The 25,739-nt window shown below is 33.9% G+C and carries 23 protein-coding genes; 15 read left to right on the forward strand and 8 right to left on the reverse strand.

Annotation, left to right across the window (positions count from 1 at the left end; translation table 11 throughout):
• Positions 1-6: 6 nt before the first annotated feature.
• Positions 7-789, reverse strand: coding sequence for a hypothetical protein (locus H2O64_RS07900; RefSeq protein ID WP_187561644.1), 783 nt, complete (start codon positions 787-789; stop codon positions 7-9).
• Between the two features lie 681 nt (positions 790-1,470).
• On the opposite strand from H2O64_RS07900, the gene panB reads away from it, so the two are divergent.
• The 3 genes from panB to H2O64_RS07915 all read left to right on the forward strand — a co-directional run bounded on the left by panB (position 1,471) and on the right by H2O64_RS07915 (position 4,316).
• Entirely contained in the window at positions 1,471-2,289 is an 819-nt protein-coding gene (gene panB / locus H2O64_RS07905; protein WP_187561645.1) for a 3-methyl-2-oxobutanoate hydroxymethyltransferase, read from the forward strand.
• 188 nt (positions 2,290-2,477) lie between these two features.
• Positions 2,478-3,170 carry an RluA family pseudouridine synthase gene (locus H2O64_RS07910; protein ID WP_187561646.1) on the forward strand — a complete coding sequence of 231 codons (693 nt, stop codon included), beginning with the start codon at positions 2,478-2,480 and terminating at the stop codon, positions 3,168-3,170.
• Between the two features lie 108 nt (positions 3,171-3,278).
• Positions 3,279-4,316: a GMP reductase gene (locus H2O64_RS07915; protein WP_187561647.1), complete on the forward strand. Its 1,038-nt coding sequence runs from the start codon at positions 3,279-3,281 to the stop codon at positions 4,314-4,316.
• Positions 4,317-4,394: 78 nt separating this feature from the next.
• On the opposite strand, the gene H2O64_RS07920 is transcribed toward H2O64_RS07915, so the two are convergent.
• From H2O64_RS07920 to H2O64_RS07935, 4 genes are all read right to left on the reverse strand, one after another.
• Complete coding sequence (locus H2O64_RS07920; RefSeq protein WP_187561648.1) at positions 4,395-5,264, reverse strand: N-acetylglucosamine kinase; 870 nt, start codon at positions 5,262-5,264, stop codon at positions 4,395-4,397.
• Between the two features lie 107 nt (positions 5,265-5,371).
• Complete coding sequence (gene gap / locus H2O64_RS07925) at positions 5,372-6,367, reverse strand: type I glyceraldehyde-3-phosphate dehydrogenase (protein WP_187561649.1); 996 nt, start codon at positions 6,365-6,367, stop codon at positions 5,372-5,374.
• Between the two features lie 34 nt (positions 6,368-6,401).
• Entirely contained in the window at positions 6,402-7,388 is a 987-nt protein-coding gene (gene pfkA, locus H2O64_RS07930; RefSeq protein ID WP_187561650.1) for a 6-phosphofructokinase, read from the reverse strand.
• 323 nt (positions 7,389-7,711) lie between these two features.
• The gene (locus tag H2O64_RS07935) at positions 7,712-12,208 is read right to left on the reverse strand and encodes a translocation/assembly module TamB domain-containing protein (RefSeq protein ID WP_235982806.1); all 4,497 of its coding nucleotides are present in this window, start codon (positions 12,206-12,208) and stop codon (positions 7,712-7,714) included.
• Positions 12,209-12,396: 188 nt separating this feature from the next.
• Here H2O64_RS07935 and tsaD point away from each other — a divergent pair, with 188 nt between their 5' ends.
• Positions 12,397-13,419 carry a tRNA (adenosine(37)-N6)-threonylcarbamoyltransferase complex transferase subunit TsaD gene (gene tsaD / locus H2O64_RS07940; RefSeq protein WP_187561652.1) on the forward strand — a complete coding sequence of 341 codons (1,023 nt, stop codon included), beginning with the start codon at positions 12,397-12,399 and terminating at the stop codon, positions 13,417-13,419.
• Positions 13,420-13,537: 118 nt separating this feature from the next.
• Complete coding sequence (locus tag H2O64_RS07945) at positions 13,538-14,245, forward strand: 16S rRNA (uracil(1498)-N(3))-methyltransferase (protein WP_187561653.1); 708 nt, start codon at positions 13,538-13,540, stop codon at positions 14,243-14,245.
• 179 nt (positions 14,246-14,424) lie between these two features.
• Here the strand turns inward: H2O64_RS07945 and H2O64_RS07950 are convergent, their stop codons facing one another.
• Positions 14,425-15,174, reverse strand: coding sequence for a DUF1223 domain-containing protein (locus H2O64_RS07950; RefSeq protein WP_187561654.1), 750 nt, complete (start codon positions 15,172-15,174; stop codon positions 14,425-14,427).
• Positions 15,175-15,214: 40 nt separating this feature from the next.
• Here H2O64_RS07950 and H2O64_RS07955 point away from each other — a divergent pair, with 40 nt between their 5' ends.
• The 10 genes from H2O64_RS07955 to H2O64_RS08000 all read left to right on the forward strand — a co-directional run bounded on the left by H2O64_RS07955 (position 15,215) and on the right by H2O64_RS08000 (position 23,942).
• Entirely contained in the window at positions 15,215-15,856 is a 642-nt protein-coding gene (locus H2O64_RS07955; protein ID WP_187561655.1) for a DUF4159 domain-containing protein, read from the forward strand.
• Between the two features lie 21 nt (positions 15,857-15,877).
• On the forward strand, positions 15,878-16,216 hold the full coding sequence (locus H2O64_RS07960; RefSeq protein ID WP_187561656.1) for a hypothetical protein: 339 nt from the start codon (positions 15,878-15,880) through the stop codon (positions 16,214-16,216).
• A 32-nt stretch (positions 16,217-16,248) separates the two neighbouring features.
• The gene (locus tag H2O64_RS07965) at positions 16,249-16,764 is read left to right on the forward strand and encodes a TrmH family RNA methyltransferase (protein WP_187561657.1); all 516 of its coding nucleotides are present in this window, start codon (positions 16,249-16,251) and stop codon (positions 16,762-16,764) included.
• A 36-nt stretch (positions 16,765-16,800) separates the two neighbouring features.
• Positions 16,801-17,901 carry an AI-2E family transporter gene (locus H2O64_RS07970; protein WP_187561658.1) on the forward strand — a complete coding sequence of 367 codons (1,101 nt, stop codon included), beginning with the start codon at positions 16,801-16,803 and terminating at the stop codon, positions 17,899-17,901.
• A gap of 3 nt (positions 17,902-17,904) precedes the next feature.
• Positions 17,905-19,089: a class I SAM-dependent methyltransferase gene (locus H2O64_RS07975; protein WP_187561659.1), complete on the forward strand. Its 1,185-nt coding sequence runs from the start codon at positions 17,905-17,907 to the stop codon at positions 19,087-19,089.
• A gap of 971 nt (positions 19,090-20,060) precedes the next feature.
• Positions 20,061-20,387, forward strand: coding sequence for an ArsR/SmtB family transcription factor (locus tag H2O64_RS07980; protein ID WP_187561660.1), 327 nt, complete (start codon positions 20,061-20,063; stop codon positions 20,385-20,387).
• 19 nt (positions 20,388-20,406) lie between these two features.
• Positions 20,407-20,880: a DUF6428 family protein gene (locus tag H2O64_RS07985; RefSeq protein ID WP_187561661.1), complete on the forward strand. Its 474-nt coding sequence runs from the start codon at positions 20,407-20,409 to the stop codon at positions 20,878-20,880.
• 100 nt (positions 20,881-20,980) lie between these two features.
• Complete coding sequence (locus tag H2O64_RS07990; protein ID WP_187561662.1) at positions 20,981-21,694, forward strand: glycosyltransferase family 2 protein; 714 nt, start codon at positions 20,981-20,983, stop codon at positions 21,692-21,694.
• Positions 21,694-22,314 carry a lipid-A-disaccharide synthase N-terminal domain-containing protein gene (locus H2O64_RS07995; RefSeq protein ID WP_187561888.1) on the forward strand — a complete coding sequence of 207 codons (621 nt, stop codon included), beginning with the start codon at positions 21,694-21,696 and terminating at the stop codon, positions 22,312-22,314. Before H2O64_RS07990 ends, H2O64_RS07995 begins: the two co-directional genes overlap by 1 nt.
• Positions 22,311-23,942, forward strand: coding sequence for an ArnT family glycosyltransferase (locus H2O64_RS08000; RefSeq protein WP_187561663.1), 1,632 nt, complete (start codon positions 22,311-22,313; stop codon positions 23,940-23,942). The genes H2O64_RS07995 and H2O64_RS08000 overlap by 4 nt, the downstream gene beginning before the upstream one ends.
• A 66-nt stretch (positions 23,943-24,008) precedes the next feature.
• Here the strand turns inward: H2O64_RS08000 and H2O64_RS08005 are convergent, their stop codons facing one another.
• Positions 24,009-24,248 (reverse strand): hypothetical protein, encoded by a 240-nt coding sequence (locus H2O64_RS08005; RefSeq protein WP_187561664.1) that lies wholly within the window; start codon positions 24,246-24,248, stop codon positions 24,009-24,011.
• A gap of 257 nt (positions 24,249-24,505) precedes the next feature.
• Positions 24,506-25,441: an NAD-dependent epimerase/dehydratase family protein gene (locus H2O64_RS08010; RefSeq protein ID WP_187561665.1), complete on the reverse strand. Its 936-nt coding sequence runs from the start codon at positions 25,439-25,441 to the stop codon at positions 24,506-24,508.
• Positions 25,442-25,739: the final 298 nt, after the last annotated feature.

Below are 25,739 nucleotides of genomic sequence, written 5' to 3' on the forward strand. Positions count from 1 at the left end.
TTGCTTTTACGCTCCACTCAGCCAAGTAACCGTATTCAACATATATTGTGCATTATCTCCGTTTTGATATTCTCCTGGTCCAGGCCAATTGCTATCTGTATCTCCTAACCAACCTGAATCACCACAAATGACAACTCTTCCACTTCCAACACTTTCAGCATTACTAAGTCCAATACTCCACATAACACCATTGGTGATAGGCAATTTACTTTGTGTATTCTCTACATAATCGAGATTTTCTAACAAAGTAATAGTATCAGTAAAAGCGTTCGTATACACAGCACAAAAACTTCTTGTAACAATGGTGTCTACTTGGGTAGAGCTACCTCCACTCACAATTGGCCAACCGTCTTTTCCAGAAATTGTAGGATGATCTGATAAGTTCGCTCCAGTAAGGGTTACTTCATTATTTACATGATCTGTACTACTATATGCCGCAGCTTCATAAGCTGACCAAAATGTAGAACATACCGAACCAGTATAACGCACATGATTGTTGTTAATATTTCCAAGATTAAATCCAGAATGATTAGCCATACACCAAAGTCCACCTCCGTTTTTCACAAAAGCAGTAATTGCAGCTAGTTCATCAGTTTCAAATGGATTATCCATTCTGGTCGTTAGTATTAAGACATCATAGCCAGCTAATGCACTACTACTTAAAGCACCAGCGGCAATATCATACACATACCCAGCTTCATCAAGAGTATTAAACATTCCTGTTAATCGATCTTTTTTATTAAGTTGTACTTGAACTTGTTGTCCGTATCTATCAAATAAAATTTTCATAATGTATGGTTTTTATATAATGCGATCCTGCATTATTGGTTATACACTTAAAGGTAAATACAAATATTTGTTATTTATAGCGTATAAAAACCTGTTTATAATACCGTATAAATACACGTAGATTGGTAAAACAAAGAGAATTTTCAAACCACTAACAACTACATTGTTTTTACTTTTAAACATTAGAAAACCATCATATATAAGTCAATCGCGAAGAAACAATTTGGTATTTAAAATTCAACAGTTAACAGCAGATGAGAATTGATTGAATCATTACAGATTAAAAATCCCAGACGCTTTACAAATTACATGTAAAATGTCTGGGATTCAATTCAGCTAACAATAAGCTTTGTATACCGTTAAAAATAATTGACTCTACTTTGTCTAAAATCAAATTATATTTAATGAATAGCATTACTTACTTTGTAAATAACATTTTTGAAAAACTTTACCAACTAACTACTTTTGTTTAACTTTTTCATAAAAATATTAAACAAATATATTAAAAAAGTTTTAAATCAGCAAAAAAATGTTATTATTTTTGCGGATATACAGTTATTCACAGCTCTAAATTGCTAAGTTCATATGAAGAATTAGTGCTTTATTTTAAAATAATTTAGCGTATCGTCCTCAAACACGAGCTTATTTATATTATTTTTATGCCCTTACAAAATTCTATATATGTCAGTCGCAAAGAAACAATACAAGAGAGTGACCACAAAATCACTCGTGGATATGAAAAACAATGGAGAAAAAATTTCCATGTTGACCGCTTATGATTTTACAATGGCTAAAATTGTTGATGGCGCAGGAATTGATGTGATTCTCGTTGGCGATTCTGCAAGTAATGTAATGGCAGGACACGAAACCACCTTACCAATTACGCTAGATCAAATGATTTATCATGCATCATCTGTAGTGAGAGCTATTGAAAGAGCATTGGTTGTTGTTGATTTACCATTTGGAAGTTATCAATCGGATCCGAAAGAAGCCTTGCGTTCTGCAATTCGAATTATGAAAGAATCTGGCGGACATTCTGTAAAAGTTGAAGGTGGAAAGGAAATCAAGGAATCTATTAAGCGTATTTTGAATGCTGGAATTCCTGTAATGGGACATTTAGGTTTAACGCCACAATCGATTTATAAGTTTGGAACGTATACGGTTCGTGCAAAAGAAGATAAAGAAGCTGAACAACTCAAAGAAGATGCAAAAATGCTAGAAAGAGCTGGTTGCTTTGCGTTGGTATTGGAAAAAGTTCCTGCTGCGTTAGCCAAAGAAGTTGCTGAAAGTCTTACGATTCCTGTGATCGGAATTGGCGCTGGAAATGGTGTGGATGGACAAGTATTGGTTACGCATGATATGCTGGGAATGACGCACGAATTTAATCCACGTTTTTTACGTCGCTATTTGAATATGTATGAAGATATGACGAATGCATTTAAAAAATATGCCGCAGATGTAAAAGCGGTTGATTTCCCGAATGATAAGGAACAGTATTAAAGTTATGAGTTATGAGTTATGAGTTATGAGTTATGAGTCAAATTAATTCTTATTATTAGTAAAGCGTCATTTAGAGTGATTTTTGGAATGTAATGAAGAAAATTGTATCGAGAAACGCGTTTATCCAATCATATTTTTTTTAAACTTTAAAACTGTATTCGACACTTCAGTAAAAACCTGTCAAGCCATTGAAAATAATTTCTACAAAAAACAATCTCCAAGTTCTCTACGAAGACAATCATATCATTATTGTCAATAAGCGTGCGGGCGATATTGTACAAGGTGATAAGACAGGCGATAAACCACTGAGCGATGTTGTAAAGGAATATATTGCAGAAAAGTATAACAAGTCTGGAAATGTGTTTTTAGGCGTTGTACATCGCTTAGATAGACCCACTACGGGGATTATCGTTTTTGCAAGAACTTCAAAAGCTTTACCACGATTGAATGCGTTATTCGCAGAGAAAAAAGCTAAAAAAACCTATTGGGCAGTTGTAAAGAATGAACCGCCAAAAGAAAAAGATACCTTAACACATTGGCTTCGGAAAAATCCAAAAAATAACAAATCGACGGCTTTTTCAAAAGAAATTGAAGGAAGTAAAAAAGCAATTTTAGACTACGAAGTAAAGAAACGATTAGATCGCTATATTTTATTAGAAGTTCAACTTCATACAGGAAGACATCATCAAATTAGAGCGCAACTTTCTTCAATTGGTTGTAAAATAAAAGGCGATCTTAAGTATGGTTTTGATCGCAGCAATAAAGATGCAAGCATACATTTGCACGCACGAAAATTAGTATTTACGCATCCTGTACAAAAAGAACAATTAGAAATTATTGCGCCATTACCCAAAGATCCTGTTTGGGATGCGTGTTTGTAAATGATCCTCATATATTTCTGTTAATAACCTTTGAAAAACTAACACGTAAATAGAATTCATTTTCATGAAAAAATTCTATTTTTAGTTAAAACCTATAAACCTTAGAGTATGCGCATTGAAAGTGGATTAAAACTTGGCTTTAAAGATGTTATGATTCGCCCAAAACGTTCAACCTTAAAAAGTCGTTCGCAAGTTTCTTTGGAACGAACTTTTAAATTTCTACATAATTCATACGAATGGACAGGAATTCCTATTATGGCAGCCAATATGGACACGGTAGGAACGTTTGAAATGGCAAAAGCATTAGCTTCTAAACAATTATTTACCGCAATTCATAAACATTATACTATTGAACAATGGAGCTCGTTTATTGCTTCTATTCCACCAAGTTATATTCCACATATTGCTGTAAGTACGGGAACTAGCGAGAAAGACAACGAAAAATTACGACTCATTTTCTCCATACATCCGCAACTTAAATTTATTTGTATTGATGTAGCAAATGGCTATTCGCAACATTTTGTTGATTTTGTAAAAAATGCACGCGCACAGTTTCCTGATAAAGTAATTATTGCTGGAAATGTGGTGACAGGCGAAATGGTAGAAGAATTGATTCTTTCTGGCGCAGATATCGTAAAAGTTGGTATTGGTCCAGGTTCGGTATGTACCACGCGTGTAAAAACGGGCGTTGGTTATCCGCAACTTTCGGCAATTATTGAATGTGCAGATGCTGCACACGGTTTGGGCGGGCATATTATTTCTGATGGCGGATGTGCTACACCTGGCGATGTTGCCAAAGCATTTGGTGCTGGTGCAGATTTTGTGATGCTTGGCGGAATGTTGTCAGGACATCATGAAAGTGGCGGTGAATTGATTGAACGTAATGGTGAAAAATTCAAGCAGTTTTATGGAATGAGTTCCGCTACCGCAATGGAAAAACATGTTGGCGGTGTTGCTGAATATAGAGCTTCCGAAGGAAAAACAGTGGAAATTCCCTTAAAAGGTCACGTTGCAGATACGCTTCAAGATATTTTAGGTGGAATTCGTAGTACGTGTACGTATGTTGGCGCGCCACGATTGAAAGAATTGTCGAAGCGCACAACTTTTATTTGTGTATCAGAACAAGAAAATAGAGTGTATTCTTAGTTGTTGGTTGTTGGTATGTTGGCATGTTGAAAAATTTAATTTTACATTTAATATTCAACATTTAAAATTTAAAATTTTCTAGCTATTTTTCAACGCATTGGTGTGAAAAGCTACTAAACCGTCAATGGGTCTTCTGACAAAGTTTCCAACGGTAAAGCCCATTTCATTCGCAACTTCTTTAATTTCATTTTCAGAGAAAAACGCAATTGATCCTGCAAAGTGTACAGGAACTGTTTTGAGTTCTTCTTTGAATTGCATAATCATGTTCGTTGCAAATAGACGGAATCCTTTTTTGATCAATTCAAGAATGTAATCTGAATCTTTGTTTAGAAACATAAATTCTGCAAAGTTTGCTAAGTATGCATTTGGATTGGGTTGTTTGTACAAGTTGTATTTGATATAATCACTTTCAAGATTATACTTTTCTTCAAATGCTACACGTATTGAATGCGGCATTTTGTTAAAGTAGTAATCACGAATTAACTGTTTTCCATAGTAGTTTCCACTTGCATCATCCATTAGGCTATAGCCTAAAGATTTTACACGCTGATGCAATATTTTTCCATCATAGTAACTACAATTTGAACCTGTTCCTTGAATACAAACTACTGCAGCTTCAGAAATATCATTAATAGTAGCATATACAGCTGCCAATGTATCTTCGTTAACTTCAACGAGTGCATTTGGGAAAAATTCTTCCAACACGCCTTTTAATAACAATCGTGGATTTTCCGTTCCGCAACCAGCGCCATAGAAAAATACATGTGTTACTGTATGACGATGTGCCGAAAGTTCTTTACTTTTTTTGATGGTTTTTTTGAGTTTTTTTTCAGTCAATATCGCAGGATTTAATCCTTTTGTACGAAGCTTGTCTAATAACTGATTTCCATCTTTGTCCACGGCAATCCAATCGCACTTTGTGGAACCACTATCTACTACTAAAATCATGTGATGAATATAAAAATAAATTCCCTATTTCTTGGGAATGTTTCTTAAAAAAGGCAGCACAATACATTGAATGAAATCGAAATGTACTGTGCTACTTTATATTTTTATTATAAATTGTGTACGTATACTGCTAAGTCAACTAATTTGTTTGAATATCCAAACTCATTGTCATACCAAGAAACGATTTTGAAGAATTTTGAGTTTAACTCAATTCCTGCACCAGCATCGAAGATACTTGTACGATCGTCACTTACGAAATCTTGAGAAACTACTGGTTCGTCAGTATATCCTAAAATTCCTTTTAAATCTCCTTCAGCCGCAGCTTTGAAAACATTTTTGATTTCTTCGTACGATGTTTCTTTTTCCAATCGAACTGTTAAATCTACTACTGATACATCAACAGTTGGTACACGGAAAGCCATTCCTGTAATTTTTCCGTCTAGTTTAGGAATTACTTTCCCAACTGCTTTTGCAGCTCCTGTTGAGGTTGGAATGATATTGTTCATTGCTGAACGACCTAATCTGAAGTTCTTTTTTGATGGTGAATCTACTGTGTATTGTGTAGACGTTGCTGCGTGAATTGTAGTCATTAATGCTTCTTCAATTCCGAAGTTATCGTCTAATACTTTCGCCATTGGCGCTAAACAGTTTGTTGTACAAGAAGCGTTTGAAACGATATTGTCAGCTGCTGTTGCTTCTGTATGGTTTACGCCCATTACAAACATTGGTGCATCTTTAGAAGGAGCAGAAATTACTACCTTTTTTGCACCTGCTTGAATGTGGTAATCAGCCGTTTCTAATGTTGTGAAAATTCCAGTACATTCTGCTACTACATCAACACCTGCTTCATCCCATTTTAATGTTTTTGGATCTCTTTCTGCTGTAACACGAATTGTTTTTCCGTCTACAACAAGGTTTCCATCTTTTACTTCAATTGTTCCGTCAAATCTTCCATGAACAGAATCGTATTCTAATAAATATGCTAAATGGTTTACATCCAATAAGTCATTGATGGCAACTACATCTACATTGTCTCTCTTTAAGGTTGCTCTAAATACTATTCTTCCGATTCTTCCAAATCCGTTAATTCCTAATGTTGTCATTTTATTTTCTTTTTTCTTACTGTTCTTGGTTAATTTATACTGATAGTATATCTGATATTCTCAATAATTCTTTGTTTATATTGTGTTCACCTTTTACGGCTTTTTCAATACTAGTAACTAGTACTTTGTTGTCTGAGATTCCAACCATTACATTGGTTTGTCCGTCTAAGATCAATTCTACAGCTTTTACACCAAGTCTACTTGCTAATACACGATCAAAACATGTTGGCTTTCCTCCACGTTGCATGTGTCCTAATACAGATACACGCGCTTCATAGTCTGGTAAATTCTCCGTGACATATTCTGCTAATTCAAAGACATTTTTACCAATTTTATCGCCTTCAGAAACCACTACAATACTGGATGATTTCCCACTTCTTCGGCTGCGTTGTAATGATTCTAATAATCGATCTAATCCTAAGTCTTCTTCTGGAATTAGAATTTCTTCTGCTCCTGCTCCAACTCCTGCGTTTAGGGCAATAAATCCAGCATCACGTCCCATTACTTCTACAAAGAATAATCGGTTGTGTGAACTTGCAGTATCTCTAATTTTATCAATCGCTTCAACGACTGTATTTAGTGCAGTATCGTATCCAATGGTAAATTTTGTTCCAAAAATATCATTATCAATCGTTCCCGGAACTCCGATTACAGGAATGTCATATTCTTTACTGAAAATCATTCCTCCAGTAAAAGTTCCATCACCACCAATAAGAATCATAGCTTCTACACCTTCTTCTTTAAGGTTGTCATACGCTTTTTTTCTTCCTTCTTTGGTTCTGAAATCTTTGGAACGAGCCGATTTTAAAATCGTTCCACCTTTACTGATAATGTTCTTTACACTTCGTGCTGTAAGTTCAACGCTATCACCTTCTATCATTCCTTGATAACCTCTGTAATATCCAACGCATTTTACGTTGTAATATGAGCAAGCTCTAGCAACAGCTCTAATCGCTGCATTCATTCCTGGAGCATCACCTCCAGAGGTCATAACGCCTATTTTTTTGATATTATGTTGCATGCAATTTTTAATTTGAAAAGTAAAGCTAGGAAACTTATTTTGATTTCATAGTACGCTTCACAGTAATTTTATATTGTTTTGAAATTTCAAACGTTTTCGTTAATAAGTTCTCAGAATTTTAACGTTTTACGCACGTGATTTTGCAGTATTAATAGGTTTTTCACCATATATAATGTTTGAATTTCTAGTGCAATTCAGTCTCTTTTTTGATATTTTTTTTGGCAAGATTTCTGCCGAGTGTTTTTTTTCAATTGCGTTGAAGATGCGCTTGAAAATTTTAAGTACGTAAGTGTTAGTATTCTTCGTTTTAGATACCTTGAAGTTTAGTTGCCTTTTTCATCCTTTTTAGAATCAGGTTCTTTTTCCTTTTCCTTATCTTTTTCTTTCTTCTCGGTTTTCTTTTGCTCCTCTTTTTTTGTAGTTTCTTTTTTGAGATCTTCCTTTGTTGAGAAACCGACAATACCATTACCCGCTTTGGCTTCTTCTTCTTCTTTTTTCTTCTTTTCTTCAGCCATCTTCTTTTTGCCTTTGAAGACTTTATCGACCAATTCTTTTAAAGTATCAAAGTCAACTTGATACGACAATCCAATTCCTTGCGTGAATCCTTGAATTTCGCCTACGTATTGAATTTGGTTTTGTCTGTTGAAGATTTTCGCAGTGAAAGTACGATCTTCATTTAATGAAATTTCTATTTCTGCATCACCAACAATCGCTGTTTGTGTAACACCACCAACTGGAACTCCCAATTGTCCATTGAAAGTGATTTTATCACTTATTTGACTAGAAACCGTTAACCCAAGTCGATCTGCAACATCTAAGTTAAATTGACTAGAACGATCTGCCTGACTGTAATTTAAATTAATATCTAATTTTCCGTTTCCTTCCCCTGAAAGTGCATCATTAATGATTCCTGTTGCAGTTTCTATTAAGTTTCCTGTCAATGCATTTTGATTGATGTTTACGTCATTTACAAAGCGTCCTTGCGATAATAAAGACAAGGCTTGCAATCTTCGTTTGTCATCATCATTTAGTAAAAAGTCTGTCAATTCAGATTCTGCAACTCCTTGTGTTGTTGGGAACGAGATGTTGAATACAGGTTCTGGCTTCATTAAATCGCCTCTTAATCGGATGCCAACTTCTACTGGTATTTTTTTGTTGAAAGTAGGACTGTCTAATAATACATCAGGGTTTGCTTGTAAGTTATAGACTGCTTCTACATTTACTTGTGCCTTGAACGGATCACCATCCCAATTTATAGTTCCCGCAGGTTTTACAGTGAATTTTTTATTGATAATGCCACGATATTTAAAGTTGTATTCTCCCGTATCCGTGATAAAATCCCCATACATGTTGAATTTATCATTGGTATTAATTTCCATTAATATACTTCCATAACCACTTCCTTTAATAGTACTTCCCGCTTTTTTATCAACTACAATTTCAATGATAGCATCTGGTGTCACATCTAATTCAAACTCCAATTCTAATCCTTTGAAATCATCCAATGTATTCCCATCTTGACTTTTTGGATCGTAGAATTCTTCTTTTGACACAAATTTTATGAAAGATGCATCTCCAACCGAAGCCACATCACTAATTGGAATTTTTAAAGATGTTCCTTTTTCCGTAGTTCCCGCAACTTTTATTGTCAATTCATCCGTTGGACCAGTAATCCAAGCTTCTCCACTTATATAGCCTGTTCCGTAGTATAAAATTTCTTCTTCATCTTCTTCATCAAATTCCGTGTTTAATACTAATAAACGATCGGTAGTTAAGTATAGACCTAATAACCAATCGTCAAAAGAAGTATGTTTAATGGTTCCGTTGAGTTGTCCTTTGGTATAATCTTGTGTGTCTAAAATGGTGATATCATCAAATTCAAATGTTTGATCGTACAGTTTTACAATAGAACTGTTTGCCATGTCTAAATCTACATTGAGATAAGGAATGTACAATCCGCCTGCCAAAATACTCAATTCTCCATTGATTGCTGGATTGTTGAGGTCTCCAACAATTTTTGCTTTTCCTGAAATCAATCCTCGAATATCAGTGATGACATCTTCACCAAGCGCACTAAATGGTGAAATATCAAACTTATCAATCGTTGCGTCTACATCAATCGTATTTATGTCTCCCGAAACATCAATAGTTCCAATCGCAACTAAAGATTCAATAGTTTCGCTGACCAGTTTTGTATTGACATCAAATTTTTCCAAACGATCATCGCCTGAAATGTTCAGCGTTAAATCTCCAAGCAATTTGTCATTTACTTCTAAGGATTCAATTCCTAAATTCGATTTTGGCACATAACCGCCATTAATTTGCTTGATGTCCAATTTTCCATTCACGATTCCGCCCAAGCGAATGCTATCAATAGATGGTGTAATTTTTTCTAAACCAACATTGATGAATTGTAAGTTTATGTTTTTATTGTTTTCACCGAAAAGTTGTCCTTCCAAATCAATTTCTTCATTTTCATGACTCATCACGATTTTTTCAATGAAAATAGAATCGAGTTTTTTATCGAAAATAAATCTGTTTTTTCTGTTATTTTCTTCATTGATAAACCATTTGTTCCCACGAAAAGAAACATCAGATTTTTTGATTCCGACAACTGATTTGTTTGTGCTGTCAATCGTATGATAAAAGCTTAAGTTATAAATATCTTCAAATCCTTTTCCGCCTAAAAATTCTGTTTTAAAATACAACGTATCATTCAACGTTGTATTAATCAAATTGAACTCTTTCGCATCATACCATTTTGTGGTCAATCCTGCAATTTCTATATACGTATTAAATACTGGGTTTTTATTATCAATCTGAATTTCTACATCGTCAATCGTATTTCCATAGGCTATAATTTGTGGTGTTTTAAACGTAAGTTTAAATTTATTTTCATCACCAATAATACTTCCACGAAGTGATGTGTTTTTAGACATTTCAACCTCTGGTAAAAACACATCTACAATTTTATTATAGATTTTAAAATTGAATGTTAAATACTGATTTGGAAGCACTTCAATAGGTCTGTAATTCGCATAAATACTTCCCACAGAATTTTGCACTAAATCAATGACTTCGTCAAAATGAAAACGTCCTGTAACCGTTCCACCAATAATATCTGGAGAATCTACCGTAAGCGTTCGAATATCTTTTTCAAACTCAGAATTGACGCTAAAGTTTTCAAATGCATACGTTGCATTTTGATTGGTGTAGGATATTTTTTTAAAGAAAATATCTCCTGCCATATTATCAATATTATTTCCAACAACATCCAACACAACATCACCTTTTAGGATAGAAGTTTTATCTCTTTCAACAAAATTAAGCTTGTATAAGTCCAATAAATCAATAGAAGCTTGAAAACGGAATTCGTTAATCTCACCGGCAAAGTTTGCCAATCCTTGAAAATTAAATTTTGCATTCGGATCTTTTGAAGATAAACTCCCATCAAACAATTGATCTTTTAAAACTCCAGAAACATTCAAGTTTTTGTATACATAATTATTGTAGCCAAGCTTACTCACTTTTCCAACAACTTCCGTATTTAAGCTTTCTTCGGTAAATCCTTTTCCATCAACAAAAACATCAAGCGAGACTTTTCCAACAGTTTCATCTTCGATATATTTTCCAAGATTAAAATCTTCTAATATGATTTCTCCTTCGTAAGAAGCATTGATATTGTCAATTACGTTTTTAATATTTATATCTAATTCAGCACTTCCAATTTCGGTATCAATTTGAACGTCGGCAGTAATTTCAGTTTCTGTAATTTCAGTAGCGCCACGCAGGTTAAACTGTCCCAATTTATTTAAAGATGTCGGTAAGTTTTTCCCTAGTATATTTGGCAATAAAGCAGACAATTGATAATAATTAGACGTAAACCGATCAAAATCACCTTTCATATAAAAAGGTCTTTTTGAGTTGAATAAATTTTGATATCTAACATCACCTTTGACAAGTGTACTTGGCGATTTAAAATTGAAATCTTTCGTCGTAAAATCATTCAAAACACCATTTATCTCCGTATTGAATGTTCCTTTTTTATTTCCAAATTCGTTGTAAAAATAATTCAACTCGCTAAAATCTAGTTCGGAATCGGTAAATGTTGCGGTGACTTTTACTTTATCTAAAAAATTTGCAAAATCCTTTCGATCGTAATCAAAAACAACGACTCCATTCAGGCGTGAACCTTTTGTTTTGACAATTAATTCATCAAAACGCATTTGTGTCAACGTATATTGAAATTTTGAATACATTTCGTTTACACGCAAGCCATTACTATCTAAAAATGTCAATCCCCGAACGTCTCCATATACATTTGGTCCTTGCACTTTAAAATCTTTCACTGTTCCTGAAAGCTCTGTAAAATCGAGCATATCAGGTGTTTCATTATTTTGATCTTTATATCTAAATTTACCATCAGACAATTTCATTTTTGAAGTCGTCAATAAAAAACCAGAAGGTGTTCCGTCTGAAGGTTCAGAATCAAGTTTGGCAATAAAAACATCCAATGTAGTATCTATTGAATCTTTCTCAGTGTTGATATTCAAGGTTAGTCCTTTAATATTTACGGTGCCAAATTCAAGTTTACTATTAATTGCATTGTTAAAACTTAAAATAGAAGTTTCCAATGCTTTTACATGAATTAAGGTATCTTTTAAGTAATCTTCAATGTAGATATCTTTCAATGAAATATCGCCATTCCACTTTAAACCAATACGATCAATATTGATGTTTGTGTCATACGTTTCATTTAACCAATTTGTAGCTTTTTGCCCAAGAGCAGTTTGCACAGCTGGAATCGAAAATAAAATCATCAACAAGAGAAAGAATAGCAAAATTGCTACCAATACACGCTTGATTATTTTCCAGATTTTTTTGATGATATTTTCTATTTAGATTATATGCTATTTTAACACTGCAAATTCATAAAAAAAACAATACAAAACACGATGTTTAGCATATCTTTGTGACTTTATATCAATTTTTATGCCTTTTAAAATTTATGAGCACAAAAGATGTATATATTTTAGCAATTGAATCATCCTGTGATGATACCTCTGCCGCTGTTTTACAGAACGGGAAAGTGTTGTCGAATGTTGTTGCAAATCAAAAAATTCATGAAGCGTATGGAGGCGTTGTTCCCGAATTAGCTTCACGCGCACATCAACAAAATATTGTTCCAGTTGTTCATCAAGCATTAACTATTGCAAATATCGACAAAAAACAACTAACAGCAATAGCTTTTACACGCGGACCTGGATTAATGGGCTCCTTACTTGTAGGAACTTCATTTGCAAAGTCGTTGTCGCTCGGATTGAACATTCCGTTGATTGAAGTCAATCACATGCAAGCACATATTTTAGCTCATTTTATTGAAGATGAAGCGCAATCTATTCCGAAATTTCCATTTCTGGGAATGACCATTTCTGGCGGACATACGCAAATTGTATTGGTAAAAGATCATTTTGATATGGAAGTCATTGGCGAAACCCTAGATGATGCCGTTGGTGAAGCATATGATAAAAGCGGGAAAATCTTAGGATTGACCTATCCTGCGGGACCAATTATTGACAAACTAGCTCGTGAAGGAAATCCGAAAGCGTTTCCGTTTCCAAAACCGAAAGCGCCAGGTTTAAATTTTAGCTTTTCAGGATTGAAAACGGCTATTTTATACTTTGTTCAAAAACAAGTCAAAGAAAATCCAAATTTCATTGAAGAAAATCTAGTGGATATTTGCGCGTCTATTCAATACACGATTGTGAATATTATTATTGATAAATTGAAAAAAGCATCCAAAGAAACTGGCATTAAAACCATTGCAATTGGTGGCGGTGTTTCTGCAAATTCCGCAATTAGAAAAGCGTTGAAAGATGGTGAACAAAAATACGGTTGGACAGCACACATTCCGAAGTTTGCATACACAACTGATAATGCAGCCATGATTGGAATTGTTGGCTATTTAAAATATTTACAAGAAGATTTCGTGGACGCATCTATTTCTGCGAGTTCGAGAATTAAAATCTAGTATTTAGCTATTAGTATTAAGTATTGAGATTTTTAGAAAAAATAAACGCGTAAGCTGAGCGGAGTCAAAGTTTACATTTATAATTCATAATTTAGCATTCAAAATTCAAGACTTCTACATGCAACTTTTTTACACACCAGAATTAACGCCCGAAACAAAACACTTTACATTTTCGAAAGAAGAAAGTAAACACATTGTACGCGTTTTACGTAAAAAGGAAGATGATGTGCTGCATATTACGAATGGAAAAGGGTTCGTGTTTACGGCAAAAATTACAATTGCTGATCAGAAAAATTGTGTCATTGAAATTATATCGCATGAATTTCAAGAACCAAAAAGTTACAAATTGCATTTGGCAGTTGCGCCTACAAAAATGAACGATCGGTATGAATGGTTTTTAGAAAAAGCTACCGAAATCGGAATTGATACGATTACGCCTATTATTTGCGATCATTCGGAACGAAAAGTGATTAAAGCGGAACGTTTTGAAAAAATTATTCAATCGGCAACGAAACAATCATTAACTGCCTATTTTCCAGCATTGAAACCTGCAATTTCGTTTTCAAACTTTATAAAGGAACATTCAGATACTCAGTTATTTATCGCACATTGCGAAGAAAATAAAAAACAATCGTTAAAAGAAGCATTACAACCACAACAAGATGTGACAATCTTAATTGGTCCTGAAGGTGATTTTTCAACCAAAGAAATCGCGTTAGCACTTCAACACAACTACATTCCTGTAACTTTGGGCGACACACGATTACGTACCGAAACCGCTGCGATTGTGGCGTGTCATTCGGTTGCTTTTATGAATCATGAGTAATTTGTCATTCCTGAGAAGGCAGGAATCTATTTTTAGTTTTAGTATCAGCACTAATTCGAAACGTCATTGCGAAAGTTTTGAAAAAACTTGTGGCAATCTTCTTCTTATTAAACAGATTGCTTCGTCGCAAACGCCTCGCAAAGACGAATTAGCGACCCAAAAGCGAAGCGACCTAACACCTAAAAGCCAACAACCAATTTATCCGCACTCAAAATATCCAACTTATCATTTTCAAGAATTAGTAAAACCGTTAATTGATCATTTTTAGTGACGATTTTCGGGATGTTTATCGTGTACTTTCCTGTTTTTTTGACTTCCGTCAGATAGTGCTCGCTGACAACAATATTGTTGTTTTTTAAGGTTCTTCGAGCGTTTTCACCACTTTTTACTTCCGTTGTTCGTTCTTGAATTGCCAACACAACTCTAGCTTTGGTATTTGAAAGATCGCCCGTGATTTTATAATTGAATTGAATGTTGTTTGCCGTTTGTTTTATCGCGCCAAGCGAAATAGTATTCGTAGAAACTTTCTCTTTATATTCTTTTATTTTGGCATACATTTTTAAACGATTAGAACCGACAAAATGTTCTTTTCCGTTGATAATAACTGCTGGCGTATAAATTCGGTTATCGTTAAATTTTTGCGCGTACAAACGTTGTTTTTCCGTGAATTTTTTTTGACTAAACGGATCTTTCCAACCGATATAATCCCAATAATCAACATGATACGACAAGGTAAATACATTTGCATCTTGGTATTCTTTTCCAACTTTGTCTAACAACACATCTGCACTCGGACAGCTTGAACAACCTTGCGAAGTAAATAATTCTAAAACGACAACAGCATTGTGTTTTTTAGGTATCATATTTGTGAAAGAAGTAAAAAATAGTATGGTAAAAAGTGAAAGTGTTATTAAATATTTTCGTTTCATGATCTTAAAGTTTAACTTGCCATATATAAGACGATTTTACATGAAGAAGCTTACGATCCTTTTATTTTTATTGAGCGTTTCGCTTACGCATTCGCAAGAAATTGGAATTTTGAAATATGCTGGCGGTGGCGATTGGTATTCGAATCCGACTGCAATTCCGAATTTGATTCAGTTTTGCAATGAAAATATCAATACCGCAATTAAAGCAAAACCGCAAACGGTAGAAGTTGGCAGCACCGATTTGTTTCAGTTTCCGTTTGTTCACATGACTGGACATGGAAATGTATTTTTCTCAGATGAAGACGCCGAAAATCTTCGGAAGTACTTAACTTCTGGTGGTTTTTTACATATTGATGATAATTATGGAATGAATCAGTATATCCGAAAGGAACTGAAAAAAGTATTTCCAAATCAGGAATTAAAAGAAATTCCGGCAACGCATCCAATTTTTAAACAACCGTATTCGTTCCCGAAAGGATTACCAAAAATTCATGAACACGATGGTTTGCGTCCACAAGCTTTGGGATTGTTCCATGAAAATAGATTGGTATTATTGTTTACATTTGAAAGTGATTTGGGCGACGGTTGGGAAAATAAAGAGATTCATAACGATTCGGATGAAATTCGCTTGAAAGCCTTACGAATGGGTGCAAATATTGTACACTACGCTTTTAAAAATTAACCCACTCTTTTAAAATTGGCTATGAGACTTAGTTATTATTGCACATCGCCTTCCTGTGGAAAAATAAATTATATCAAAGTAAAATCTGATAATCGATATGATTTGAAAGATGAAATTGGTGAAGAATTTAATGAACGTTGCAAACATTGCGGACATCATACAAAGAAACACATCAATAGGCTATATGGTGAAATGAATATGACATTACTATTGATTGCATTTCTAGTTGCAGCTGTACTCACTGTTATTGTTTGGTATTTAGGTTATATAGTTGGTGCAATAACTTTTGGAATTCCTGCATTTTTTTGGTTCGATCAAAAAAAGAGAGCTACTGATTTTAATAAAATGATGATTGATTAATATGAGTTATAACCTTTTTTTAGATAATATTCATGCCACAACTCACGCATTATAATACAGAATTTACGAAACGAAATTTTCCTATTGTGTTAGTTTCGGATCAGGTTTCGAATGCGCCAAATATTGGTTCGTTGTTTCGAATTAGTGATGCTTTTGGTGTTGAAAAGATATTTTTTTGTGGCGAAAATATTCCTGTATTCGGTAGAAAGATGACAAAAACTGCGCGCGCTACCGAAAAAGTAGTGCCTTTTGAAATTAAAGAAGACATTCACGAAGTGATTGCACAACTTCAAAAAGAGGATTACAGCATTATTTCATTAGAAATTACCGAGAAAAGTACAGCCATTCATGAAGTTGATTTTTCTAAGTTTGAAAAAATTGCCTTGGTGATTGGCAATGAAAGTTTTGGCGTAAATCCAGAAACGTTGTACGAATCTGATTTGGTGACACATATTGAAATGTTTGGTCAAAACAGTAGTATGAATGTGGTTCAAGCTACAAATATTGTGCTCTACGAAATAACACGCCAACTTATGCTTGCGAACTAATTATATTATATTAATTTTAGCTACAAACTGACAAACATGACTTCAAATACGATTGCAAACGGAATTTTAAAAGCTGTGGGAATTATTTTCGGTGTTTTAGCACTCCTATATTTTCTCTATCTAGTTCAATCTGTCATTCTATATATAGCAATTGCAGCGGTAATTTCGTTGATTGGAAGGCCTATCATTCGTTTTTTAAAAAGGCGGTTAAAATTCAAAAATACGCTTGCCGTTATTTTCACCATGACATTAATGATTGGTTTATTAATTGGCTTAATTTCAATGTTTATTCCACTAGTCGTGGAACAAGGAGAAAAATTATCACTGCTCAATATCGACGAATTAAAAGCAAATATTGAAGCCTTATATTCGCAAATTTCTGAGTATTTGGCGACTAACAGTATTGATTTAGATCAATCACTCAAAGATTCAAAACTACTTACAAACATTGATTATACGATTCTTCCAAACTTTTTCAACTCGCTCATCAGTGGCTTTGGAAACTTTAGTATCGGACTCTTATCTGTATTATTTATTTCTTTCTTCTTACTGAAGGACAGTGCATTACTAGAAGAAGGAATTATGGTTTTCATGCCAAATAACAAAGAAAAAAGATTGAGTAAATCGTTTGAAAAGATTAAAGATTTATTATCAAGATACTTTGTCGGATTGGTTTTTCAGATCTTAATCCTATTTATAATTTACACAATTGCGTTGCTTATTTTCGGAATTGATAATGCCATTGTAATTGCCTTTTTATGTGCTTTATTAAATTTGATTCCATATATAGGACCTTTATTTAGCGGTGTTTTGATGATGATTTTGTGCATGACAAGTAATTTAGATAGTGAAATTCCAAATCATTTTAGTGCTGTTATTGTACCGAACACGATTGGCGTGATGATTTTCTTCGTAGTTGCGCAATTGGTCGATAACTTTTTAAGTCAACCACTTATATTTTCTAATTCTGTAAAATCACATCCGCTAGAAATTTTCCTAGTCATTATTATTTGGGGATTATTATTCGGAATCCTAGGAATGGTTATTGCTGTGCCATCTTATACGGCGATTAAAGTGATTTTGAAAGAGTTTCTTTCCGAGAATAAAATTGTACAATCGCTCACCAAAGACATTTAACCATTGAATTTAGCGCTGTTAACACCAAAAATTCAACAATTTATTACTGAGCATCTTCATGATGATCCAACAACGCTTTTATTAAAACACAAAGAAGTTGACGGCATTCCATTTGCTGAAATCATAGAGCAAATTCAAGCGAAAGCCAGGTGTGAAAAGAAATTACCCACTTGGTTTAATGCGGCAAATAGTTATTTTCCAAATAAATTAAACATTGAGCAAACTTCATCTGAACAAACAGCTAAGTATAAAGCAAGTTTGATCAAAGGAACTTCCTTGATTGATTTGACAGGCGGGTTTGGTGTCGATTGTTATGCGTTTTCAAAACAGTTTCAAGAAGTTACACATTGTGAAATTTCGCCAGAATTATCTAAAATCGTTGCGCATAATTACAAAGTACTTGAGGTTTCAAATATTAAAACCATCGCGACAGACGGAATTGAATATTTACAAAATACACCACAAACCTTTGATTGTATATATATTGATCCATCTCGCAGAAATGATGTAAAAGGAAAAGTGTTTTTACTAGAAGATTGTTTGCCCGATGTTGTCACGCATCAAAATCTATTATTCCAACACGCAACAACTCTTTTAATCAAAACGGCTCCACTACTCGATATTACAAATGGTTTGCGTTCCTTAAAACATGTGAAAGAAGTGCATGTTGTGGCGGTTCATAACGAAGTGAAAGAACTACTTTGGTTGTTGGATAAAAATGCAAGCACAAACGATGTTTTGATCAAAACTGTCAATCTAAAAAAAGAAACCTCAGAAACCTTCGACTTTGATCTTTCAGAAGAAAAAGAACTCCAATCAACTTACGGGCTTCCTAAAAAATATCTGTACGAACCCAATGCTGCCATTCTAAAAGCAGGTGCATTTTTGAGTATTGCAAAAGCATTTCAGCTTCAAAAACTACATCAACATTCACATTTATATACTTCCGATTCGTTAATTCCATTTCCTGGAAGACGTTTTGAAGTACAAAAAATACTTCCATATACGAAGAAGATTATCAAAAAAGAGTTAAATTTAAAAAAGGCAAATATTACGACGCGTAATTTTCCAGAATCGGTCGCTGCGATTCGAAAAAAACTATCCATTTCCGATGGCGGAATTGACTTTTTGTTCTTGACAACAGTTTTTACTGGAAAAAAAGTGGTCATACATTGCAAAAAAACTTAAAAATCGCTTCAAAAAAACGTTTTTACGGTTTTACCGTAGCTTTTATAACATGACACCTTATCCCATACTTAAGACTTCTGCATACATTTGAATCATGCAATACAGTTTTAGGGATTTAGGGGAATCCACTATACTTAGGGGAACTTTGAAAAAAGTTCCCCTTACTTCTTTTATAGGGTTCTATGAACTATAATTTGTATACTATCAAAATTTTCCTTCAAACCGTACATTATATCAAACGAACAATGCATTTAAACGATTCTGCCCATTTTTATAGTTTTAGAAAAAAGTTCTGAATACAATATATATACATTTGAATATACTTGTTTAGGTAACTAGTAAATAACGATACTTAAAGCCGTACTTCTTAATAAGAAATACGGTCTTTTTGTTTTAAATTTTTACAAAAAGAACATCTCTTTTTATTTTATTATAAAAACTTTCATTTTTTACGTATAAAAAATCTTACATTCAATAGCTTTGATCGATTAAATGTGAAGTTTGTAGAAAGGAATTTAAAACCTGCACTATTATCTAATGGATTCAATAGTTTTACAACACTGAATTTAGAATGAATATGTAGTTATTTATTACACAAACACTCAATCCTTCTAAATTTGTGTATTGTTTCTTTTAAGCCGAAAACAGCACAATATTTCAGATAAACAGCAAATAGGAGTTCATTTATTTGAATTCTTACTTATTGTTGTGTTTTTAACACAACTCTTATTGAAAGGGAGGTTTATGGTAGGGCCTCCCTTTTTTTTAGTTTAACTCATTTTTAAAAAGCTTGTACTGAACTTGATTCAGTATCTAAGACGCATTGAAAATTGTACGTTAAACTAATCCCGTTGCAAAACGGGATCTCGTAAATTGACTTTACAATACTACTATTCTATTTCTTCTTCACTTTTTTAAAACTTTAACACTTAAAAATTTTCTACTCAACAAACATATTCTAATATTGCAATATGGGAATAACAAAAACAACAGGGTTTACTGAAGAAGTAAATACAATGTCAGAAATTTTAAAAGCACTTGGGCATCCGGCACGCTTATCCATTATGCACTATTTGGCGAAAAGTCCATCGTGTATATGTAATGATATTGTGATGGAGCTTCCACTCGCTCAACCGACAATTTCTAGACATTTGTCAGAATTGAAACGTGTTGGATTGATTCAGGGACAAATCTCTGGAAAGAATATTTGCTATTGCATCAACACGCAAACTTGGAGTGAAGTTTTGCAACATATGGAAACCATTACTGTTTCGTTATCCAACAACAAAAAATGTTAATCTTTTAATATATAGAATTATGAAATTATCAGAAGTTAAAAACCGCTTACACAATTTAGAACAACTCGATTTTTATTTACCAAACGCACAAAAAGTAGAAAGTCATTTTCATGTGACCGAAGTTGGAATGGTGTCTAAACATTTTATTGATTGCGGCGGTGTGGTTCGCACAGAAAAAGTGGTGAATTTTCAATTATGGTCTGATACTGATATTGATCACCGATTGGAACCAAAGAAATTAATGAACATCATTGAACTGTCTGAAAAGATATTACAGATTGAAGATTTGGAAGTTGAGGTAGAATATCAAGCAGAAACTATTGGTAAATACGGATTGGATTTTGAAGATAATCACTTCGTATTAACAACGAAACAAACCGATTGCTTGGCAAAGGATAATTGTGGAATTCCAGCACAGAAACCAAAGATGAAATTATCTGAAGTACAAGCTAATGTAAACGCTGGTTGTACGCCGGAATCTGGTTGTTGTTAAGAAATTACTATTAAATCATGGTAATACAAGTCGATATTGTAAAAAAACAATAACTTTGGCGCATATTTTTAAGGTATTTTTAGAAACAAAGTCTTAGTAAATGGATACAAAACTTACAATCGTCGTTCCTGTATATAATGAGGAAGATAATTTAGAAAGAGTTGAAAAAGAGTTGTCAGCGTATGCACAATCTGCAAAAATTCCAGTATTCGTTTTGTTTGTAAATGATGGTTCTAAAGATAAAAGCCAGGAATTGATTGAAAAAATCTGTGCAAATAGTGACATTTTTAATTTTGTTTCTTTTGCTGAAAATCGTGGATTGAGTGCCGCTATTAAAGCCGGATTTGACGAAACTACCACAAGTTTAGTTGGCTATATTGATTCCGATTTACAAACGACGCCTTCCGACTTTGATTTACTCCTAGAACATATTGGCGAATACGATTTGGTGACTGGCGTTCGTGCCAACCGAAAAGATTCGTTTGTAAAAAATATGTCTTCAAAAATTGCGAATGGTATTCGCAGAACGTTCACCAAAGATGGAATGGACGATACAGGCTGTCCGTTAAAAATTATCAAAACAGACTATGCAAAACGCATTCCGATGTTTAAAGGATTGCACCGTTTTTTGCCCGCGATGATTTTATTGCAAGAAGGAAAAGTAAAGCAAGTTCCTGTGCAACATTTTCCAAGAATTGCTGGCGAAGCAAAATACGGTTTATGGAATCGCTTATTAGGGCCTTTAATGGACTGCTTTGCGTATGTTTGGATGAAGAAAAAGTACATCAACTATTCTATTGCTAAGAAAGGATGATGACTTCATGGTATGTTTTTGCAATTGGCGCGCTTGCGCAATTATTATTTTCGGGAAGAACCTTGTTACAATGGATCATCTCTGAAAAGAAGAAAAAGGTACTAACGCCATCATTATTCTGGAAACTCAGTTTAATTGCTTCCTTCCTACTCTTTATTTACGGCTATTTACGAGACGATTTAGCTATCATGCTTGGACAAGTATTAACGTACTTTATTTACATCAGAAACATGCAATTGCAAGGCGAATGGCGTAAAATGCACCAATTCATTCGGATCTTCATTTTAATATTTCCACTCATTATTATTGCGTTTGGGTACAACAATAAAAAACAAGATGTTGATAATTTATTGAACAACGAAGCCATTCCTGATTGGTTATTGATTTTGGGCGTTGTGGCACAAATTATTTTTACCTTACGCTTTGTATATCAATGGATTTATTCTGAAAAACAAAAACAATCCAGCTTGCCTTTTGGTTTTTGGATGTTGAGTTTGCTCGGATCTAGTTTGATATTTACGTATGCCATTTTTAGAAAAGACCCAATTTTAATTGCTGGTCACGTTTTTGGAATTGTTACGTATGTTAGAAATATAATGCTCTTAAGAAATCAGTCATGAATTTTATACACGAAAAAAATTACGTTTGGATCTTAGTTATCGTATGTTTTGCATTATTTTTTGTGAATCTTGATGTATTATATCCAAATATCATGGAAGCTCGTAATTTCATTACAGCACGCGAAATGGTAAGCGATGGAAATTGGTTGCTTACGACTATGAACGGCGAAGCACGCTACGAAAAACCGCCGTTACCAACTTGGCTAGCCGCAATTTCTGGAATGGCATTCGGTTTTAAAAGTTTGGCAGCCTTGCGAATTCCTTCCGCGATTATAACTTTGATATTGATATTGTGCTCTTATCGTTTTGGAAGTCACTTTTTAAAGAACAAACAACATGCGTTTATCAGCAGCTTGATTTTAGCAACTTCGTTTTACATCATTTTTGCTGGACGCAACGGAACTTGGGACATTTTTGCGCACGGTTTTATGCTCGTTGGAATTTACTATATATTTCATTTTTTCGCTTCCGCAGAAAATATATGGCGTAACTCGTTGCTTGCAGGAATTTTTATTGGCTTATCGTTTATGAGCAAAGGTCCTGTGTCACATTTTGCATTGTTTTTACCGTTTATCATCGCGTATAGCATCGTTTATAAATACACCAATTTTAAGAAAAAATGGTTGCCATTGTTGGGTTTAATAGTCGTTACGGCAATTTTATCATCATGGTGGGCACTTTATATTTATGAAATGGACACCGAAACGGCAACGGCAATTGCGGAGAAAGAAACCACCGCTTGGCAAGATCGTAATGTACGTCCGTTTTACTACTATTGGAGTTTCTTTGTACAATCAGGAATATGGACAGTGGTTGCGTTTGTCGGTTTGCTCTATCCGTATTTAAAATCGAGAGTTAAGAATTTAAAAGCATACAAATTTTGCTTGTTTTGGACGCTTGCTGCGGTCATTTTATTGTCGGTTATTCCTGAAAAGAAATCGCGCTATTTATTGCCTGTATTGATTCCATTAGCATACACGACAAGTTTTTATATCGAATATATGTTTCGAACGTTTAAAACGAATAGAGATAAGCGTGAAACGTTTCCGGTGTACTTAAATTTTGGAATTGTTGGATTGATTGGATTAGTGTTCCCAATTGTTGGTTATATTTTCTTAAAAGACAGCTTATCAGGATTTTACTTCCGATTTATTTTGACGTCTTTAGCATTAGTTCCGATTGGATTTTTTATCTTAAAATATCTTTTCAAAAAAGAGATTCAGCGTTCATTTTACCTCATCATTGTATTTGTAATGATGATTATTGTCACTGGTTTTCCATTGGCAAATGCGCTTTTAGACAATCCAAACTACAATTCGCTCCAAGACATATCGCGCAAAGCAAAAGAAGAAAAAGTTCCAGTATACATGTTCAATATTCAATCGCCAGAATTGGTGTGGGATTATGGTGGAAAAATTCCACTTGTACACAGTCACGATTTAGAAATTCCAAAAGAAAATACATTTAAAGTTTTGGTGATGATTGGCGGCAAGAAAAGTGTTGAAAAAGCATTTCCAAATTACGAAATCACCTATCAAGAAACCTTTGATTTGAATCCGATTGACAATACAAACAGAGGTTATAAAGACCGTTTACGAACGGAAATGTATTTGATTTCTAAAAAATAGTCTTTCATTTTATTTAGACATAAAAAAAGCGATCCGAAGATCGCTTGTCGTTTATATCCTTAGTTTCTACCAATCATTACATTTATCATCACATAATGAAAAACAGCTATCGTTTATGGTAGGAATGTCAATCGTTGGAATATTTATAGGGTTACACGGATCTGAACAACCATTACTTCCATTTGGATCTGGACAATATTTTGCAGTATCTGGCCAATCGGTTCCACCAACAATATGTGAACTAGATTGTAATTTTGAGATTGATTTTTTGTTTAGCGCGAAGTTTTTTAGGTTCTTTTTTTTCATCTGTGTTGATATTAAGAGTTTAATAATCAACAATTTAAAAATCTATCACTTATGAATATTACGGTTTTTCTGTAAAAAAAGTACAGTTTTGAAACAGCAGAAGAGTTAAATTAACACATATTAAATTTTAGTTTCAAAGTACTTCTCGATACAATTTTCTATCTATCTCAACTGCGCTCGATATGATAGAAAATCACTCGAAGTGACGTTAGAAGTTGAAAAGCTTTATATTGAGCTTGTCAAATTTTCAAATTAATTTACAAATTCCGAAACCATTCCAATTGCTCAGCTACACCTTCTTCTAATGTAACAGTCGGATTGTAGTTTAGCAACTTTCGTGCTTTGTCAATATTTGCTTTAGTACGTTGTTGATCGCCCGAACGTGGCGGCAACATCTTAAATTTTATCGTTGCATTTAAAAGTTTTTCAACGGCATCAACACCTTCTTGTGTCGTGTATTCGGCTTCGGTTCCAATATTGAAAATTTCGCCATTACACACATCTTCTTTGCCAATAACACTTGTGATTCCTTTCACAATATCACTTACGTGCGTAAAGCTTCGTAAATGCGTTAAACTGCCTTCAAATAAAGGAAATGTTTTATCATTCAATCCACAATCTAAGAGTTTTGTAAAAAGCTTATCTGGACGTTCTCGCGAACCGTATACGGAATATAAACGTAAGGAACATCCGTTGAGTTTGTTCAATCGTGAATTGCATAACACCAATTGTTCCGCGGCTAATTTGGTAACTCCATAATGCGAAGCTGGTTTTGGCGCCACCGTTTCGGGAAACGTAGCATTTAAACCATAAATAGATGAGGTTCCAATGTTGACAAATAATTGTAATGAAGTTTGTGCTAATGCATACGTAAGTAAATTTTGCGTGGCAATCACGTTGTTCGTTAAGTAATCTTCAAACGTTGAAGTCGCAGCAATTCCTGGTTGTGCTGCAAAGTGAAATATGTATTCAATACTTTCGGGTAATTTGCTAATGGAAGCAATATCGCGTAAATCGGCTTCTAAAATTTCAATTCCTTTGGCTTTGAGAACCGCAGCATTTTTATTTTTTAAATCGACAGGATAATAATCTGAAAAATTATCAATTCCAACAACTTCATGACCTAAATTATGTAAATGTTCTGCAACATGCGATCCAATAAAACCAGCAATTCCCGTGATGAGTATCTTCATGAATAGACTTCGTAATGTGTTTGACGCCTAAAAGTATACATTATTTATGAAATGCTTCTGTTATTTTTAAAATCTGTGATTTTTTGATAGAAATTAACGTTATGAAACCTTATAGGAAAAGTTGATATACTCAAAAGGCTTTCCTGTTACAGAAAGCCTTTTTTTATATGCATAATCAACGCAAAAATTGTGATACAGTTTTTCAGTTGGTCTGAGGTTTGTATCTATTATACATATAACTTCAATGATTATTGATGGTTTCTGATTATATGTATATGGTGTGTTTTCTGAGAATCAT

The sequence above is a fragment of the Kordia aestuariivivens genome (assembly GCF_014397005.1).
GTDB classification, from domain to species: Bacteria; Bacteroidota; Bacteroidia; order Flavobacteriales; family Flavobacteriaceae; genus Kordia; species Kordia aestuariivivens.